Origin of the sequence: Halomonas sp. C22 (assembly GCF_007655045.1) — a bacterium.
Lineage (GTDB): Bacteria > Pseudomonadota > Gammaproteobacteria > Pseudomonadales > Halomonadaceae > Vreelandella > Vreelandella hamiltonii.
Genome location: NZ_VBVC01000002.1, coordinates 178,533 through 195,836 on the forward strand (window position 1 = coordinate 178,533; position 17,304 = coordinate 195,836).

The 17,304-nt window shown below is 54.3% G+C and carries 15 protein-coding genes; 8 read left to right on the forward strand and 7 right to left on the reverse strand.

The window, feature by feature from the left end:
* Positions 1 to 101: 101 nt before the first annotated feature.
* The 5 genes from FEU76_RS04095 to FEU76_RS04115 form a co-directional block, all read right to left on the reverse strand.
* A complete protein-coding gene (locus FEU76_RS04095) occupies positions 102 to 1,685 on the reverse strand; it encodes an aldehyde dehydrogenase (NADP(+)) (RefSeq protein WP_144980584.1) in 1,584 nt (527 codons plus the stop codon).
* A gap of 64 nt (positions 1,686 to 1,749) precedes the next feature.
* Positions 1,750 to 2,754 carry an AraD1 family protein gene (gene araD1 / locus FEU76_RS04100; protein WP_222114779.1) on the reverse strand — a complete coding sequence of 335 codons (1,005 nt, stop codon included), beginning with the start codon at positions 2,752 to 2,754 and terminating at the stop codon, positions 1,750 to 1,752.
* A gap of 7 nt (positions 2,755 to 2,761) precedes the next feature.
* A complete protein-coding gene (locus tag FEU76_RS04105; protein WP_144980587.1) occupies positions 2,762 to 4,024 on the reverse strand; it encodes a TRAP transporter large permease in 1,263 nt (420 codons plus the stop codon).
* A 9-nt stretch (positions 4,025 to 4,033) separates the two neighbouring features.
* Entirely contained in the window at positions 4,034 to 4,573 is a 540-nt protein-coding gene (locus FEU76_RS04110) for a TRAP transporter small permease (RefSeq protein WP_144980590.1), read from the reverse strand.
* 17 nt (positions 4,574 to 4,590) lie between these two features.
* Positions 4,591 to 5,613, reverse strand: coding sequence for a TRAP transporter substrate-binding protein (locus FEU76_RS04115; protein ID WP_144980593.1), 1,023 nt, complete (start codon positions 5,611 to 5,613; stop codon positions 4,591 to 4,593).
* Positions 5,614 to 5,859: 246 nt separating this feature from the next.
* Here FEU76_RS04115 and FEU76_RS04120 point away from each other — a divergent pair, with 246 nt between their 5' ends.
* The 5 genes from FEU76_RS04120 to FEU76_RS04140 all read left to right on the forward strand — a co-directional run bounded on the left by FEU76_RS04120 (position 5,860) and on the right by FEU76_RS04140 (position 11,417).
* Positions 5,860 to 7,389 carry a UxaA family hydrolase gene (locus FEU76_RS04120; RefSeq protein ID WP_144980595.1) on the forward strand — a complete coding sequence of 510 codons (1,530 nt, stop codon included), beginning with the start codon at positions 5,860 to 5,862 and terminating at the stop codon, positions 7,387 to 7,389.
* Between the two features lie 43 nt (positions 7,390 to 7,432).
* On the forward strand, positions 7,433 to 8,398 hold the full coding sequence (locus tag FEU76_RS04125; protein ID WP_144980598.1) for a GntR family transcriptional regulator: 966 nt from the start codon (positions 7,433 to 7,435) through the stop codon (positions 8,396 to 8,398).
* A 67-nt stretch (positions 8,399 to 8,465) separates the two neighbouring features.
* The gene (locus FEU76_RS04130; RefSeq protein ID WP_144980601.1) at positions 8,466 to 9,344 is read left to right on the forward strand and encodes an NAD(P)-dependent oxidoreductase; all 879 of its coding nucleotides are present in this window, start codon (positions 8,466 to 8,468) and stop codon (positions 9,342 to 9,344) included.
* Between the two features lie 38 nt (positions 9,345 to 9,382).
* Complete coding sequence (locus FEU76_RS04135; protein WP_144980604.1) at positions 9,383 to 10,438, forward strand: Ldh family oxidoreductase; 1,056 nt, start codon at positions 9,383 to 9,385, stop codon at positions 10,436 to 10,438.
* A gap of 22 nt (positions 10,439 to 10,460) precedes the next feature.
* Entirely contained in the window at positions 10,461 to 11,417 is a 957-nt protein-coding gene (locus FEU76_RS04140) for an NAD(P)-dependent oxidoreductase (protein ID WP_144981490.1), read from the forward strand.
* A 94-nt stretch (positions 11,418 to 11,511) separates the two neighbouring features.
* Here the strand turns inward: FEU76_RS04140 and nanR are convergent, their stop codons facing one another.
* Both nanR and FEU76_RS18805 read right to left on the reverse strand, forming a co-directional pair.
* Positions 11,512 to 12,318, reverse strand: a complete 807-nt coding sequence (gene nanR / locus FEU76_RS04145) for a transcriptional regulator NanR (protein WP_260851350.1) — start codon at positions 12,316 to 12,318, stop codon at positions 11,512 to 11,514.
* Positions 12,319 to 12,570: 252 nt separating this feature from the next.
* Positions 12,571 to 12,822: an SDR family NAD(P)-dependent oxidoreductase gene (locus tag FEU76_RS18805; protein ID WP_144980606.1), complete on the reverse strand. Its 252-nt coding sequence runs from the start codon at positions 12,820 to 12,822 to the stop codon at positions 12,571 to 12,573.
* Positions 12,823 to 13,218: 396 nt separating this feature from the next.
* Here FEU76_RS18805 and FEU76_RS04155 point away from each other — a divergent pair, with 396 nt between their 5' ends.
* From FEU76_RS04155 to FEU76_RS04165, 3 genes are read left to right on the forward strand one after another with little or no spacing between them, the layout of a single operon-like run.
* Positions 13,219 to 14,382 (forward strand): fumarylacetoacetate hydrolase family protein, encoded by a 1,164-nt coding sequence (locus FEU76_RS04155; protein WP_144980609.1) that lies wholly within the window; start codon positions 13,219 to 13,221, stop codon positions 14,380 to 14,382.
* A 46-nt stretch (positions 14,383 to 14,428) separates the two neighbouring features.
* Positions 14,429 to 15,730 carry an L-fuconate dehydratase gene (locus FEU76_RS04160; protein WP_144980612.1) on the forward strand — a complete coding sequence of 434 codons (1,302 nt, stop codon included), beginning with the start codon at positions 14,429 to 14,431 and terminating at the stop codon, positions 15,728 to 15,730.
* A complete protein-coding gene (locus tag FEU76_RS04165; protein ID WP_144980615.1) occupies positions 15,730 to 17,163 on the forward strand; it encodes an FAD-binding oxidoreductase in 1,434 nt (477 codons plus the stop codon). Before FEU76_RS04160 ends, FEU76_RS04165 begins: the two co-directional genes overlap by 1 nt.
* The last annotated feature ends 141 nt before the right edge of the window (positions 17,164 to 17,304 follow it).

The following is a 17,304-nucleotide window of genomic DNA, read 5'->3' on the forward strand; positions in this document are numbered from 1 at the left end:
TTCCATAAGGTGTCATACAGCATGATAGTATGACAATGCTTTTTTGGCATTTTTCTGGCTGCCTAAGCACTTCCTGGAAATGCTTGGCAGCGCAGAGGGTTTTACGCGGTATTGTGCTCACGTTTACCGTCGACCAACCGGGCTATCTTCAAAGGATTATCGTCTTTTAGAGCTTCCGGTAGCAGTGTCATGGGCATATCCTGGTAACAGATCGGCCGTAAGAAGCGATTAATCGACGCGCTACCTACTGAGGTAGTTCGTGTATCCGACGTGGCCGGAAAAGGCCCGCCATGTACCATCGCATGACATACCTCAACACCTGTAGGCCAGCCGTTCACCAAAATTCGCCCTACCTTTTGCTCAAGAGTAGGAAGTAAGGTGCGAGCAAGCTCCATATCTTCTTCGTCCATCTGCAAGGTGGCTGTCAGTTGACCTTCGAGATGTTGGGCGACCTGTTGCATTTCTTTTTCATCGCTACATTCGATAATTAATGAGGCAGCACCGAATACTTCTTTTTGCAACGCTGCACTGCTCAGGAAATCTACTGCTGGCGTGGTATAGAGCGCCGTTTGGCATTGATATCCTTTCTCGCCCGGCCTACCACATGCGATTTCACGAGCATTGACACGTAGTTGCGCGATGCCTTCTTCGTAGGCTTGATGGATACCCGGCGTTAGCATCGTTTGCGCAGCACTTTCGTTCACCGCAACACTTGCCGCTTCGATGAACGTTTTTAGGCCGTCCCCTTTTATCGCAATGACCAAACCTGGATTGGTGCAGAACTGGCCAGCTCCCATATTGAGTGAGCCGACAAATCCCTCACCCAGTGCCTTGGCGCGAGCGCTGAGTGCCTCTGGGAGTATAAATACCGGGTTAATCGAGCTCATCTCTGCGTAAACAGGAATTGGCTGGGGCCTTGTCTGAGCGGTCGCCATCAGCGCCATGCCGCCTGCCCGCGATCCCGTAAATCCCACCGCCTGAATGTTCGGATCAGCAACTAGTGCTTGACCGACTTCTCGGCCCGATCCAAACAGTAAGGAAAAAACGCCTTCCGGAAGCTGACACCGGGAAATCGCTTTCTGTACGGCCTGACCCACAAGCTCCGAGGTGCCGGGGTGCGCGGAGTGAGCCTTGACGATCACGGGACAACCGGCCGCCAGGGCCGAGGCGGTATCTCCCCCCGCCACGCTGAAGGCCAACGGGAAGTTGCTCGCCCCGAAGACCGCAACGGGTCCGACCGCGATATGGCGCTGACGAAGATCGGCGCGGGGCACCGGCTGGCGGTCCGGCAATGAAGGGTCGATACGCACATCGAGCCACTCACCTGAGCGAACGACACCGGCGAATAGACGCAGCTGGCCGCAGGTGCGCCCGCGCTCGCCTTCCAGGCGGGCGCGTGGAAGGCCGCTCTCAGCCATGGCGCGCTCAATCAGTACATCTCCAAGCGCCTCGATTTCGCTGGCAATGGTCTCCAGAAATGTCGCCCGCGCGTCAAGCGAGGTTTCCCGATAGTTGTCGAAGGCCGATCGTGCCAGCTCGCAGGCCTTTTCCACGTCCCCCTCAGAGCACCCCTTGTAGGAAGGGTCTAACGTATCACCCGTTGCGGGATTGATGGCACGAATCTCTTTACGCGTGCCGTCTATCCATTGCTGACCGATCAGCGACTGACCTTTAAGTGAACTCATAGCGTCATTCCTACCGTTGTGAATCAAGATAATTGTGCCTCTATTCCGCCGTGCCGTTTTCCTCTTACAAGGCCGTTACACCAACGCTCTCTTCCGGCATCACCTTGATACGATTGATCAATGGCTTAGTCATCAGATTGCATTCGATGCGCATTTCATCGCCATCCTGAAGCTTCACGGCGTCGGCGAAGCTCAAGATCGCAGCGCCGAAGAAATGCACGTGGAGCTGCCCAGGAACGCGAAACGTGGCGTACTTGAAGTGGTGGTGCTCAAGGTTTTCGATCGAGTGGCACATATGCTGTTCGCCACTGGCAAAATCGTGCTGCCATACCACCGAGCCGTCACGATGAATCGACACGTTACCGCGGACTTCCTCAGGCAGCTCACCGATGACGATCTCGGGGCCGATACTGGCATCACGCAACTTCGAATGAGCCAGATAAAGGTAGTTCTGCTTTTCCGTGACGTGATCGGAAAACTCGTTGCTCAACGCATAGCCGATCCGAAACACACGGCCTTGGGCATTGACGATATAAACGCCCGCAAGCTCAGCTTCTTCGCCGCCATCCAGCGCAAAGGCAGGCATCTGAATATCCTGGTGCGGCGCGCGAAGCGTGTGCCCCGTTCCCTTGTAGAACCATTCGGGCTGTACGCCTGGGCCGCCGCCCGCCGGCTTGCCCCCCTCCACGCCCCAATCGAAAATGCGCTGGGTGTCGGTAATGGTTTCCTCACGACCGCTTTTCTCGCCTTCCTTGCCATGCATCTTGTTGCGTGGTGCGGCACTGCCCAGATGCGTAAGCCCGGTACCGGTAAGCAGCAGGTGGGCGGGGTCCGGATGGGTAATCGGCGACAGCAACCGGCCGGACTCGATCATTTCGTTGTAGTCGAGCGTCTCGCCGGCAGCGGATGCCTCTAGCACATCGCTCAACGAGCGACCTTCGTTGGCCGCCACCAGCGCCAAATCGTAAAGCGAAGCCGAAAGCGGCTGCAGCCTTTCCCCTTTCACCTGGGCGGCGATGACAGCGCCGTTTTCGGAGCTAATCTGAACAACATGGATATTATTTTTCATAGGAACCTCAACGAATTAACACAAGCGATAGCCAGGGCACGTACGTCACCAGCAATAAGGCGATTAACAAGGTAAGAAAGAAAGGTGCCGACGATCGTAGAAACTGCAGGGTGCCCAGTTTGGCGATATTGCAGCTGACAAACATCAGAACACCCAACGGCGGCGTAATCTGGCCGATAAGCAGATTGAAGAGCATGATGATGCCGAAGTGAACCAGATTGATGTCCAGGGAATTCAGCAGAGGAATCAGAATGGGCACCAGCACGATAATGATCGCAATGGTCTCCATGAACATTCCAATCGCCAGAAGCGCAACATTCAAAAGAAGCAGCACAGCCCAGGGGTTGTCTGTCAGTCCCGTGATCCAGCCCACGACCTCCTGAGGCGCCTGCAGAATACTCAATGACCAGGCCAAGGGGGCTGAGGCGGCGATGATGATCAGAATGGATGCCGCCTCTCGCGCCGTTGACACCAGCAGCTCACCCATGTCACGCCAGCTCAGTGACCTGTAGACGTACTTACCTACCACGAAGGAGTACGCCACGGCGATGGCAGCCACTTCGGTAACGGTAAACACGCCCAGCCGGAACCCCACGATAATGATGATCGGCATCAGCAAGGCCCAAGCGGCAGTTTTGGCGCTTGAATAGAGTCTTTGCTTATTGAAACGCTCATCCTTGGGGTACTGCTTGAGGATACTGATCAAGGTAATCAAAAGCGTCAGGCAAAAAGCAATCAACAGCCCAGGCAGAATACCCGCAAGAAACAGATCGCCGATCGAGATATTGGCCTGCCATCCATAGACCACCATCAAGATCGACGGTGGAATGATCGGAGAGAGCGTGGCAGACGAGGTGGTGAGTGCGACTGAAAAGCCACGGTCGTAACCGTGTTTTTCCATTTGCGGCACCATTACGCGGGTCGTTGCCGCACAGTCAGCAAGCGAAGAGCCTGATATACCGGCCATCAGCACGCTCGACAAGACGTTCACGTGCGCTAAACCGCCTCGCAGATGACCAACCAATGATCGACAAAAACCGAACAGCCGCTCGCTGATGCCGCTGTTATTCATGATACCTCCCGCCAGCATGAATAGCGGAATGGCCAGCAAGGGAAACGACTCGACACCCGAGGAAACACGCTGCGCCAGAACATTCATGGGAATGTCCAAGGCAATAATCGCGACGATAGAGGCTCCCATCATGGCGACAGCAATCGGCATACCCAACAAGATCAGTACAAATAGAAGTAGAGCGATCGCGGCTAACATAGTGAGAACCTATATTTCATCCAACGCTGATTCGAAGACTAGAAAGTCACGCTTTAGAAAGACGTTGACGAAGATGTGTAAAAGCCCAATAAAAAAGGTGATCGGCATGGCCATCGAAAAATAGGCGAGTGAAATACCCAGCATGGGGGACGTGTTACGAGAGACACTTAGGCAGTACAGGTAGCCTAGATAGGTCATGTAGCCAAGCGTTACCGCCACCAGGACAAAGATGCACACCCGGATCACGGGCCTCGCCATGCTCGGAAGAAAATAGAGGATGGAGTCCACGGTGATATGCTTCTTCTCAGCAAAAGCGATACTGCTTCCGACGAATGTCAGCCAGACGATCAAAAGCCTCGAGACGCTTTCACTCCAGACGAATGGCGTTCCAAGCACATAACGAAAGAGCACTCCTGCCACGAGCAATAAAGCCATGGCGCCCAGTAACGATCCGGCAATCCACTTTTCCACCGTCAAAAGTTGCGAATCAAGACGCAGTAACGCTGATTTCATAACAATGCCTTTAGAGTTTTCAGCCCCGCCTTTCATGGCGGGGCATCACGTCATCAGTCCTGCTGGCGGTAGCTTTCGACAGCATCCAATACGCGCTGAAAGTGCTCTTCGCCCCAACGGCTGGTGAGGTTGTCGTAGGCACTTTGTGCGGCTTGCTCGAAAGGTGCCCTGTCAATATCGTCCACCACGTCGATCAGGCCGGAATCCTTCATCTCTTGAAGCATTTCTTCTTCCCGCGCGCTCTGCATGGCGTAGTTTTCGTCGGCAAGCGCAGCCATGATGTCCTTGAGCGCCTCTTGCTGGTCGCTGCTGAGCGAATCGAAGCGGTTGCTGTTGATCAGCACTACCTGGCTTTGAAGCATATGGCGGCTCATGACAAGCTGGTCTTGAACCTCGAAGAACTTGCGCGCGTAGATAGTGGGGATAGGGTTTTCCTGCCCATCGACGGTGCCCTGCTGAAGCGCCAGGTACACCTCACTGAACGGAATGGGTGTTGCCGATGCGCCGAAGGCGTTGATCATTTCGACCCAAGCGGGGGATTCCGGCACGCGGATTTTCAAGCCCGTCATATCGTCAATCGAGTGAACGTCGGCGCCTTTGAAGGTGAAGTTGCGCCACCCCCAGTACCAGGATTTAGCCAGCGGCTGTAGACCGTATTGTTCATCCAGCTCATCGAAGATCGGCTGGTAGGCGTCTCCTTCCAGAATATGACGCGCTTCGTCCCAGCTTTGAAACATGAAGGGCGCATTCGATATTTCGAGGGCGGGTACCAGCGTGCTGGCACCTGAATAGCCGGGGACGACAATATCCACCGACCCGTTGCTCGCCTGTTGAAGAAGCTGTACCTCAGAGCCCAGCTGCTCACTTGGGAAGACCTGAATACGTACCTCACCATCAGTACGCTCTTCGATTAGTTCCGGCAGTTTTGCAAACAGCTCGTAGCTCGCTTCGCCCGGGTTGAAGGTATGGGCAAGGCGCAAGGTGGTGGCCGCGTTCGCTGTAGACAAGCTCCCCAGCACCCCGCCCACGCACAGGGCCATTCCTATCAAGCGCTTGTTCTTGATTATTGAAGCCATAGATCACTCCGTTTTTTTATTAAATATAAGCAAGCCTTGTATAGGTAATTCAGCTTGCTTGGTGGCTGCGCGCTTAATGCATGGAAGCAATCTAGATCAAATGAACATTGCGTTCAATGAGCATTATATAGGACGATAGTCTAATCGACGTGCACCGCCCGCTTGCTAGAGTGCATCCACAATGACCGCTTTTAGATTGCGCCTACCCCGTGCATCGAAAGCCCTGACATCAGCTCGAGGTAAACGATGGATCTCATCAACTCCCCCTCCGTAATCATTCATCTCAATTCGAGGGACAACGTGGGCGTTGCCTCGAAAGCGGTTCCCCAAGGCATTCCGATCGACAAGGACGGCACGCCGGCTCGGGAAAATATCGATGCAGGGCACAAAGTGGCGCTTGCCGCCATTCAACAAGGCGAGGCCGTCTTCAAGTATGGCCAGCTGATAGGGCTTGCCGCGCGGGATATAAAGCCTGGCGAGCATGTGCATACCCACAACCTCACCATGATCGAACTCGATTCATCGCTGGACGATTTCAAGGCGCATCCAAGAACCGGCACGACCAGCCACACCCGAACGTTTCAGGGGTATCAGCGCTCTGACGGCGGCGTGGGTACGCGCAATTACATCGGCATTCTTTCCACCGTCAACTGCTCGGCGACCGTCGCAAAGGCCACGGCCGATGAACTCAACCGGTCCGGCGAGCTGGACAAGATGGGATTCGATGGCGTGGTGGCCATTACCCATGGCTCAGGCTGCGCCATGAACACCGATTCGGAAGGCTTCGACTTTCTCGAGCGCGTCATCGCAGGCTATGCCCAACATCCCAACTTTGCGTTTGTGCTGATCATTGGCCTTGGCTGTGAAACCAATCAGGTCAAGACACTGGTCAAACGAAAGGGGCTGGAAGATGCCTCCAGGCTGGGCTACTTCAACATTCAGGACGCCGGCGGGACCCGCAGCAGCATCAAGAGGGCCTGCAGCCACATTCTGGAAATGGCCGCCCGGCACGGTCAGCAAGAACGCACGCCCGTCTCTCTCGAACACTTGGTCGTTGCTCTTCAGTGCGGGGGGTCGGATGGCTACTCGGGCATTACCGCAAACCCAGCACTTGGCCATGCAGCGGATTTGATCGTTCAGCACGGAGGCAGCGTCATACTCGCCGAAACCCCGGAGATCTACGGGGCTGAAAACCTGCTGATTGATCGCGCCATCGACGAAAACGTTGCACAAAAACTGCTCGATCGCATCAGCTGGTGGAAACATTACACCGAGATAAACGGGGCCGAGTTGAACAACAACCCTTCCCCGGGCAACAAGGCCGGCGGGCTCTCCACGATTCTTGAAAAGTCGCTGGGGGCAGTTGCCAAGGGAGGCACATCGAGTCTCAACGATGTCCTGCTCTACGCGGAGAAGATCTCGACGCGCGGGTTCAACTTCATGGACAGCCCCGGGTACGACCCTATTTCCGTGACAGGCCAGATAGCCTCGGGATCCAACGTGGTCTGCTTTACCACGGGCCGAGGTTCGGTGTCGGGTTTCAAGCCCGCCCCTTGTCTCAAGCTGGCAACCAATACCGCCATGTATGAGAAGATGCACGAGGACATGGATATCAACTGCGGCGTCATCGTTGACGGAACCGACAGCGTGGAGCGTGTTGGCGAACAGATTTTCGAGCGTATCATCGCCATTGCCTCGGGCGACATGAGTGCCAGCGAGTCGCTTGGTTACGGTAACAATGAGTTCGTCCCCTGGCTTGTAGGCGCCGTCACTTGATCGTCCACGAAACCAATCGACTGATTATGACCAATGGTTACCCATGACAAGAACGCTACGCGATCAGCTTTATACGGCTCTCAAGCAAAGTATCGTCGAAAAGCGCCTCGAACCTGGACTGGTGTTGCTTGAAGGCAACATCGCCACCCTCTTTGGCATTAGCCGATCACCCGTGCGCCAAACGCTGAGTCAGTTGCATGAGGAGCGGTATATATGCCGTTTCGAGGGGCGCGGCTATCTTGTCGGCGCATCGCCAGGCGATATCGTGCGGCGCTCTCTCAGCGAGCGTGACTTCAAGCAATCAGGCGACGCGCCCAAGGTTGATCGTACCGTGTCCTGGCGGGCTCATATCGATAGCGTGGAGCACGATATCGTTTTGTGTTCGATCAAGGGCGCTTTTGAACTCAATGAACTCAAGCTCTCCAAGTCGCTGAATGTCAGCCGTACGGTCACCCATCAGATTCTTCTCTACCTGCAGTCGATCGGTCTGGTCGAGAAGACGAAATACAATAGCTGGAGCGTGGTGCCGCTGGATGACCGGCGGCTGCACAACCTTTATGAAGCGCGTCGCCAGCTCGAGCCCTACATGATCGAACGGGCCGCCAGGAATATGCCTGAAAGCACCATCGACCGTTATATCGGAAGACTCGAGCATGCGGCCCAAAGCTACCCCGATATCGAAGGCGAGCTTTTGGATGAGCTGGAGAATGACCTTCACCATAGCGCTGTAAGTCAGGGGGATAACCAAGAGGTTATGAATATGCTCCGCCGCACACACCCCATCCTACTGGTTAGCAAACACCTTCTCGGCCGGGTACTCAAGCTTCCTGATCAGGACCCATTCTTCGACGAGCATTTACGGATATTCGAAAAAATGCGGCAACAACAACCGGCATTAGCAGGCAAGGCGCTGGCGAGCCACTTGGAACGATCGGAATCCAAGGTGCTTGGACGTTTGATCAATTTTCGCGAATCCGGAGAGATCTCGGTACCGCCTTATTTGCGCTAACTATCCAACCCATGCTGCTTCCGAGCGTACAGCAAGTACTGAAGGATAAACGATAGAGGAATCAATAATGACAAGATCACGCACTATCGGCTTCATTGGCACTGGCATCATGGGCGCTCCAATGGCAGTACGTCTAGCGGACGCAGGCCATCAAGTACGTGCCTGGAATCGAACGAAAAGCAAAGCGGATCGTTTGGCAAACCATGGTATCGAAGTCGTCGACATGCCCAAAGAAGCTGCTGCTCAATCCGACATTGTCATCGTAATGCTAAGTTCTGGCCCAGTCTGCAATGAAATATTACTCGGCTCGAAGGGAGTGCTTAAGATCATGCAGCGTGGTGCCACGCTTGTCGTCATGAGTTCAATCCCGGTCGAAAGCGCTCGAAAACAGGCAGAAGAAGCCGCTCAAAAGCTCGTTCATTATTTGGATGCACCGGTTTCAGGAGGCGAACAAGGAGCCATAGATGGCACATTAGCTATTATGGTGGGCGGCGACGCTATGACTTTTCAAGCCATTGAGCCCGTTCTCAATCTACTTGGCCGGCCTGTACGGGTCGGACCTGCCGGAAGCGGGGAACTGGCCAAGCTCGCCAATCAAATGATCGTGGCCAATACCATTGCGACCGTAGCCGAAGCCATCCTCATGGCAGAACGAGGCGGGGCCGATCCTGGGAAAATGCTGGCCGCCCTGGAAGGAGGGTTTGCAGACTCAACCATCTTGCGAATTCACGGTCAGCGCATGATTCACAAAACCTTCCAGCCTGGCGGGCCTGCAAAATGGCAGTTGAAGGATACCCAAACCGCTATGGAGCTTGCCAAAACAATGAACCTTGAGCTTCCGGTATCCTCACTGGTTAATACGTTGTTTGAAGAACTCGTCAATCAAGGCGATGGGGAGCTTGACCACAGTGTCCTGATTAAGCACCTCAGAAGACGGAATACGTAAAAACAACTGACAATAACAATTCTTGGAGAATCAAAACGATGAGCAATTACTACGACGTTCAGCACATCACCCAGTTTAGCATTGACCTACTGGGGGCCGCTGGGCTTGATCACGAGAAGGCAAAGGCCGTCGCCGATGTGCTCGTTGAGGGCGACCTGATGGGGCATACGACTCACGGGCTTCAGCTACTATCCCCGTACCTTGAAGAAATCCATTCAGGTAGGATGCCAGTCACGGGCGAGTACGAAACGATCTCCGAACGCACAGCCGTACAGACTTGGGACGGTCGATATCTACCCGGCCCCTGGCTGATTCTAAAAGCGATGGACGCCGCCGAAACCATGGCACGCACTTGCGGCACAGGCACAGTTGTTATTCGCCGCTCCAATCACATAGCCTGCTTAGCCGCTTACCTCAAGCGCGCCACAGATAAAAACCTGTTGGTCATCATCGAATCCTCTGACCCAGCAACCAAATCCGTTGCACCCTACGGCGGGTTGCAGGCTACTCATACGCCCAACCCGATTGCTGTGGGCTACCCGACGGATTCAGGGCCGGTCCTTCTGGATGTCAGCACCTCTATTACCACGAATGGCATGGTTGGACGACTCCACAAACACAATAGTCAACTGCCGTTCCCGTGGCTTAAGGACCATCAAGGGAATGCGACCAACCAGCCTTCCGTGCTTTTCGATGCACCTAAGGGGAGCATCATGCCAATTGGTGGTCTTGACCATGGTCACAAGGGATATGCGCTTGGGCTAATGGTAGAAGCACTAACGTCTGGGCTCGCTGGATTCGGCCGCGTGCAGAAACCTTCACAATGGGGAGCCTCTGTCATGGTTCAGATCATGGATCCTGGCGCTTTTGGTGGTCTTGACGCCTTTAAGCGCGAAACCGGTGCCCTAGTGGATGCGTGCCGTAATAATCCTGTAGCAGAAAACAGCCCTCCCGTTCGAATACCTGGCGAACGTGGTCTTGCACTGCACAGGCGTTATATGCAAGAGGGAGTACCTCTTCCAAACGGTGTACCCGAAGCTCTTATCGACTGGTCAAAACGGCTGGGAGTAATCTTCCCTAATGCACTGGAATGACAATGGTCTATTCCGAGGTCTAATGGGCAACAGCATAAATGTGTTGAATCACTTATCAGAGATAACCATGAAAAAAGAACGCATAGGATTTATCGGGCTCGGTTTAATGGGCAAGGAGATGGCCAGATATATTTTAAACAATGGTTACCCATTAACAGTGCTGGCCCATAGAAATCGATCTTCAGTTGAAGCACTATGTCAGGAAGGCGCCACGGAAGTCAGCACTCCCGCTGAGATGGCAAAACATAGCGATATTGTTTTCATCTGTGTACAGACATCCGAACAGGTTAGCGAAATTGTGTACGGCACTGACAGCTTAATAGATGGATGCCATGAGGGGCTTATCATTATTGACTGTTCTACGGCCAACCCTGAATCAACTGAGCACCTGGCTAAAAAACTAGCACACCACGGCGTGGTATTTGTAGATGCGCCTTTAGCTCGCACCCCCAAGGAAGCGAAAGAGGGGCGACTAAATGTGATGGTGGGTGGCGATGCTTCTAGCGTGGCCCGTATCACGCCTGTCATCAAAAGCTTTGCGGAAAACATTTTTCATGTGGGTAAGATTGGTACAGCACACAAGCTAAAACTAATTAACAACTTTATATCCTTAGGGTCTGCAACGCTAGTAAGCGAGGCTGCCGCTATGGCAGCAGGGATGGGTGTATCACAAGAAAAACTGCTAGAGATATGTTCACAAGGGGGGGCCAATAGCGCAATGCTTGCTCCTGTTATGGAGTGGGTTCTACAGAAAGAATGCCCAAGCTTACAGTTTAGTCTTTTTAATGCTGAAAAAGATATGCACTACCTTACAGACACGTTAAAAACTAATCAACTAGCCACTCTTATGCTACCGCCACTTTGCAAGTTTCTTGCATTAGCGCGAAGTGACATAGGTGATGAGGCCTTCGTACCTCAAGCATATGACAGCTGTATAAAGCGAAATGAAATCTCCACTTTTCCCGCCAAAGATAGCTAGGGCCTCAACATTAAGGTAGCGATAATAACGGAGTTAATGCGGCATCTGACAAACCAGGTGTCGCGCTTATTAATTAAAAACGCTTACTGACAGGCTACGGAATATTAGATAGACGCTTTTTAAGCTGCATATAAGTACCATAATGACGATCAAGGTGACGCCGCATGGCTATTTCGGCCGCATCTGGGTCGCGGGATTCGATAGCAGCAATAATGTCCGTGTGGGCATCCGTCGCAGCTTTGTCTTCACCCTTTTGCTGCAGCACTTGGGCACGGCGATCATCCAACCACTCAGAAAGTGCAACATGGATGGCATCGAAAACTGGGTTACGTCCAATGCTGGCCAACACACCATGGAAATTATTGTCGGAGCGCTTGAAGCGCGCCTCATCACCAATGGAGTCGCGATTATCCGCCAAGGCGTTGCGTAGCCGAACAATATCCTCCTCGCTGGCATGACGAGCAGCGTAGCGCGCCAACGATATCTCGAACATGGCTCTCGCTTCTTGGAAATACTGCTGACCATCAGGCTGGGAAAGTAGTTGCCGTGTCACACCAGAAAGCCTTGCCATGACTGCCTCGGCAGTGGGACGAATCACCCTGGCCCGGGTGCCGCTATTGATCGCTATTAGCCCAAGCTGCTGAAGGTGAAATAGCGCCTCTCGCACTGCGGGCCGACCAACGCCAAACTGCTCCATCAACTCCCGCTCTGAAGGAAGTTGGTCATTTTCACTCACTCTCCCTTCCAGAATGTCTGCTTCAAGCTGTTCGGCGACTTGCTCAGACAGTGTTTTACGTTCGATCCGGTATCTACTGCTCATGGCAGTTACTCCTGATGAATCTTGGATTAATCGCCATTTTACGGCATTTCCGTGCATGGTTTGCAGCCAGTTTTCGCTCATAAGAGTGGGGCTACTCATGGCATTAGCTGTTTACCGTTAACTTCAATGTTTTGCTCCATGAAATAGCCAATGAGCGTATCTGCTGGCCCAGAAGCACGTACACGCCCACACACCTCTGCAGCACCCAGACGGCCCCTGTAAAATGATACACAAGCCGCGTCACGGCGAGCATCTCTGGAGTGGCGATCATAAAAACCAGTGGCAATTGTGCCGGGCTATGGCATTTACGCGGATGTTATACTTAGTAAGCTCCTAGGCCATATTTCGGGTAACCGTGCTCACAAACCCTTTGGTGGAAGCGTATAACCCAGCCCCGCCGCCATCGAGTACAGCAAGCGAAGTGCTATGCATAATATTGCAGCCTCCAGTACGCTGAAAATGCGACAGCGCCACGCGACTGGCCATAGTCATAGAGTGGCTATTGAAATCCACAACCCGCTCATACTGCTCTTCGTTCCTCTCATCCAGGCCAAAACGGTCCGACATATCTCCCGCGTTATTCATCAACAAGTCTAAACCGCGTCAGCGCTCGGCAGCATCGTCGACAATTTTTTGGGTCTCGTGGGTGCCAATGATATCTGCTTTCAGGGTAAAGCGCTCTCACCAGCCGATCACCTACCACAAAAAAAAACCAAAATCAACACCAGTGTTTCCACTCGTCTCACATGGAATTTTCCTTACTTTTATTTTCCATAAGAAAGACGCACATAGCGACATTACCTACCTCTAGATCTATTTAACTATCGACCTGAAACGAAACGGTGCGATAAAGTAAACCATGAAATAGCATACCTGTCATACAGCATGACATTCATAGTATGCTAGGCAGTAACCATGTTCAGCGCTAGTCGCCCGCAAGGGCAATAATAAAACTAATTCCAAGAACGAATGGAGATGCGCATGCAGGCACTTTCATTAATGGACACACTCCCAACCGACCTGAACAAGGCCCTTCTAGTAGGCAGAGTTTGGTTGGAAGGTAATCATCCAGGCCCCGCACTCGTAACCATCAGCAACGGCCAAGTGATCGACATTACCGCGTTCGGCCCCACCATGGCTGACCTTCTGGAACACGACGATCTACAAGCGGTAGTGGAACAGGCGGAAGGCCCACTGCTTTGCAGTGTCGAGGAACTCATTGAAAACTCTCAGTTATCTCAACCACAAGTGCCCTACCTGCTCGCGCCTTGTGATGTGCAGGCCGTCAAAGCGTGTGGCGTCACCTTCGCCGTAAGTTTGTTGGAGCGAATGATCGAAGAGCAAGCGGGCGGCGACCCGGCGAGGGCGGTGAAGCTTCGCGACGATTTGCAGGCACTGATCGGCACCGACCTTTCTAAAATCGCACCGGGCTCAGAAGAAGCGATGTCGCTGAAAAAGGCGCTTCAGGCGCGCGGTGGCTGGTCACAATATATGGAAGTGGGTATCGGCCCCGATGCGGAGGTGTTTACCAAAGCCCAGCCGCTCTCATCGGTAGGCTTTGGCACGCCGGTGGGTTTGCATCCCTCCTCTCAGTGGAATAACCCCGAGCCGGAAATCGTCCTGGCCGTCGATAGCCGCGGCCAGGTGCGCGGCGCCACCTTAGGCAACGACGTCAATCTGCGGGACGTCGAGGGGCGCAGCGCCCTGCTGTTAGGCAAGGCGAAAGATAATAACGCCTCCTGCTCAATCGGCCCGTTTATCCGTCTGTTTGATGATCACTTTACTATCGACAGCGTGCGCAACTGCCAAGTATCGCTACGTATCGAAGGTGTGGATGACGACTTCTTGCTCCAGGGTAAGAGCGATATGCGCGAGATCAGCCGCGATCCGCTGGATCTAGTGCAGCAAACCATTGGCGATCACCACCAATATCCAGACGGTTTTATGCTGTTCCTGGGCACCATGTTCTCGCCGATTCAGGATCGCGACGGAGAAGGCCAGGGGTTTACCCACCACCTGGGTGATCGCGTTACTATCGCCACCCCTGCTCTGGGCGCACTGGTCAACCGGGTAGGCCGCAGCGATCAATTGCCGCCCTGGACTTACGGTATTCGCGAACTGATGCGCCACTTAGCGCGCCGCTGATACTGACACTCAATACGCCCCTCATCGCACCGCCAAGGAGAGCACAATGACAACGATTACTCGCGTCGACATTCAAGACATTCGCTTCCCCACCTCGCGTTCGCTGGATGGCTCGGATGCCATGAATGCCGCGCCGGACTACTCCGCCGCCTACGTCATCCTACACACCGATGACGGCAGCCCAGAGGGGCACGGTTTAACCTTTACCATTGGCCGCGGTAACGAGATCGTAGTCACGGCGCTGCAATCGCTGGCGCCTCTGGTTGAAGGGCGCACGCTGGCCTCGATTACCGATAACATGGGCACCTTCTGGCGGGAAATCACTGGTGACAGCCAGCTACGCTGGATTGGCCCCGATAAAGGCGCGATTCACCTGGCGACCGCCGCCATCGTCAACGCCGTGTGGGATATGTGGGCGAAAAAAGAAGGCAAGCCGGTGTGGAAACTGCTGGTGGATATGACGCCCGAACAGTTGGTGCGCTGTCTCGACTTCCGTTTTGTGACGGATGCATTAACGCCAGAAGAAGCAATCTGTCTGCTACGCCGCCAAGCCCCCGGCAAAGCGGCACGAGAAGCCGAAATGCGCAGTGACGGCTACCCCGGCTATACCACCTCGGCGGGCTGGCTGGGTTACAGCGACGAGAAAGTGCGCGGCCTGGCACGTGAAGCGCTGGCCGAAGGCTGGACGCACTTCAAACAGAAAATTGGCGGCGACATCGAAGAGGACGCCCGCCGTGCAGCGCTGCTGCGCGATGAGATCGGCTGGGACAACGTGCTGATGATGGACGCCAACCAGGTGTGGGAAGTCGACGAGACGATCACCAAAATGCGCCGCCTGGCCGAGTTTGACCCACTCTGGATCGAAGAACCCACCAGCCCTGACGACATTCTCGGCCACGCCGAGATCCGCCATCGAGTGGCACCGATTGGCGTCGCCACCGGCGAACACTGCCACAACAAGGTGATGTTCAAGCAGTTCTTCCAGGCGGATGCCATCGACTACTGCCAACTTGATGCAGCACGCTTGGGTGGGCTAAATGAGGTTATTCTCGTGGTGCTGATGGCCGCTAAATTCGGCGTACCGATTTGCCCTCATGGCGGCGGCGTAGGGCTATGCGAATATACCCAACATATCTCGCTATTCGACTATATTGCGGTATCCGGCAACCTTGAAGGCCGCGTGCTGGAGTACGTAGATCACCTTCACGAGCACTTTATCGACCCGGTAGTCATCAACCGTGGCCGCTATCAGGTGCCCGAAGCGCCGGGGTACAGCATTGCCATGCACGCAGAATCCCAAGCACAGCACCGCTTCCCTGAGGGTGCAGCCTGGCAGGAAGAGCGTTAATGACCAACACCACCACCTTCCTAAATGAGTTAACCAGCCTGCTCGGTGAGCGCGGTTTACTGCGCGAACCGGATGCCATGGCGCGCTACGTGAGCGACTGGGCAGGCGATACACTGGGCATGCCGCTAGCCGTGGCTCGCCCAGCCAATACCGCTGAAGTCGCAGAAGTAGCAAAGCGCTGCTATCAACAAGGGATCGCGATGACGCCCCAAGGCGGCCATAGCGGTTTAGTGGCAGGTGCCTTGTCCGCCGCCAATGGACAGGAGCTGGTAATCAGCTTAGAGCGCTTAAATAGCGTGCGGGCCATTGACCCGATCAACTTCACCATCACGGTAGACGCAGGCTGTATTCTTGAGAACGTTAAGCTGGCCGCCTTTGATCATGATTGCGACTTTCCCCTCTCGCTCGGCTCGCAAGGCAGTTGTCAGATTGGCGGCAATATCGCCACCAACGCAGGCGGGCTTAACGTGTTGCGCTACGGCATGATGCGCGAGCTAGTGCTGGGCCTTGAAGTAGTACTGCCTGATGGACGCGTTTGGGAAAGCCTGAATGCGCTGCACAAGGACAATCGCGGCTATGACATTCAACAGCTGTTTCTGGGTAGCGAAGGTACCTTGGGCATCGTCACTGGGGCAGTGTTAAAACTATCACCGCGCCCCACCCAAAATCGGACGGCGCTGCTGGGGCTGCCCTCCGTTCAGTCCGTGATTGATCTTTATGGTTTGGCACGCCGAGAGTGCTGCGATCTGCTAACGGCTTTCGAGCTGATTCCTCGTCGCTGCATTGAGTTAGCGATTGAAGCGACGCCAGAGCTACGTGATCCACTTGGAGACGCCTACCCCTGGTACGTACTGATGGAGGTTGCTGCCACCGGGCCAGTCGATCTTAGTGCCTTGCTGGAAGCACTGCTAGAAGTCGGCATGGGGCGCGAACTGGTACTGGATGGCGCGCTAGCCTCTAGCGACACCCAGTCCGCCCAGCTGTGGCAGTTCCGAGAAAGCATGCTGGAAGGCCAACGGCGGCGCGGAGAACATTTGCGCACCGATATCTCGGTACCCATCTCGGCGATTTCGAACTTCGTGAGCCGGGCAAGCGAGGTGGTGATGGCAGCATCCCCCGAGTGCGAAATCATTGCCTACGGCCATGTGGGCGACGGCAACCTGCACTTCAATATCCTACCCCCCGCGGCCATGGCGGATAGCGATAAGAAAGCCCATTTGCACGAGCTTGAAGAGTGTATTTTTAAGGTGCTGGATGATTTCCACGGCAGCATCAGCGCTGAACACGGCATTGGCCGCACCAAGCAAGCGCCTTATTTGGCGCGCCTATCGCCGATTGAGCGTGAGATGGTCAGAGGCGTTAAAACGCTGTTCGATCCTAAGGGGCTGATGAATCCAGGAAGGATTTTGCCTACCGTGGATTCGCCACACTGATTTATACCTAAGAGCCTGGACCGACTTGAGAACCTACAAAACATTTTAGTTAAAACCTGGTTATCGATGCCAACTCCTCCGGTTACTGGAGGAGCTGTTCTGCCAGTTTTAATTATTTACACACTTAGGCGGTATGGCCTA

Coding starts and splice junctions, on each gene's coding strand:
- araD1 (WP_222114779.1), bottom strand. CDS start 2,754: ATGAAAAATAATATCCATGTTGTTCAGATTAGCTCCGAAAACGGCGCT.
- FEU76_RS04115 (WP_144980593.1), bottom strand. CDS start 5,613: ATGGCTTCAATAATCAAGAACAAGCGCTTGATAGGAATGGCCCTGTGC.
- FEU76_RS04110 (WP_144980590.1), bottom strand. CDS start 4,573: ATGAAAGGCGGGGCTGAAAACTCTAAAGGCATTGTTATGAAATCAGCG.
- FEU76_RS04165 (WP_144980615.1), top strand. CDS start 15,730: ATGACCAACACCACCACCTTCCTAAATGAGTTAACCAGCCTGCTCGGT.
- FEU76_RS18805 (WP_144980606.1), bottom strand. CDS start 12,822: ATGAATAACGCGGGAGATATGTCGGACCGTTTTGGCCTGGATGAGAGG.
- FEU76_RS04130 (WP_144980601.1), top strand. CDS start 8,466: ATGACAAGATCACGCACTATCGGCTTCATTGGCACTGGCATCATGGGC.
- FEU76_RS04155 (WP_144980609.1), top strand. CDS start 13,219: ATGCAGGCACTTTCATTAATGGACACACTCCCAACCGACCTGAACAAG.
- FEU76_RS04140 (WP_144981490.1), top strand. CDS start 10,461: ATGGGCAACAGCATAAATGTGTTGAATCACTTATCAGAGATAACCATG.
- FEU76_RS04105 (WP_144980587.1), bottom strand. CDS start 4,024: ATGTTAGCCGCGATCGCTCTACTTCTATTTGTACTGATCTTGTTGGGT.
- FEU76_RS04095 (WP_144980584.1), bottom strand. CDS start 1,685: ATGAGTTCACTTAAAGGTCAGTCGCTGATCGGTCAGCAATGGATAGAC.
- FEU76_RS04160 (WP_144980612.1), top strand. CDS start 14,429: ATGACAACGATTACTCGCGTCGACATTCAAGACATTCGCTTCCCCACC.
- nanR (WP_260851350.1), bottom strand. CDS start 12,318: ATGAGCGAAAACTGGCTGCAAACCATGCACGGAAATGCCGTAAAATGG.
- FEU76_RS04125 (WP_144980598.1), top strand. CDS start 7,433: ATGACAAGAACGCTACGCGATCAGCTTTATACGGCTCTCAAGCAAAGT.
- FEU76_RS04120 (WP_144980595.1), top strand. CDS start 5,860: ATGGATCTCATCAACTCCCCCTCCGTAATCATTCATCTCAATTCGAGG.
- FEU76_RS04135 (WP_144980604.1), top strand. CDS start 9,383: ATGAGCAATTACTACGACGTTCAGCACATCACCCAGTTTAGCATTGAC.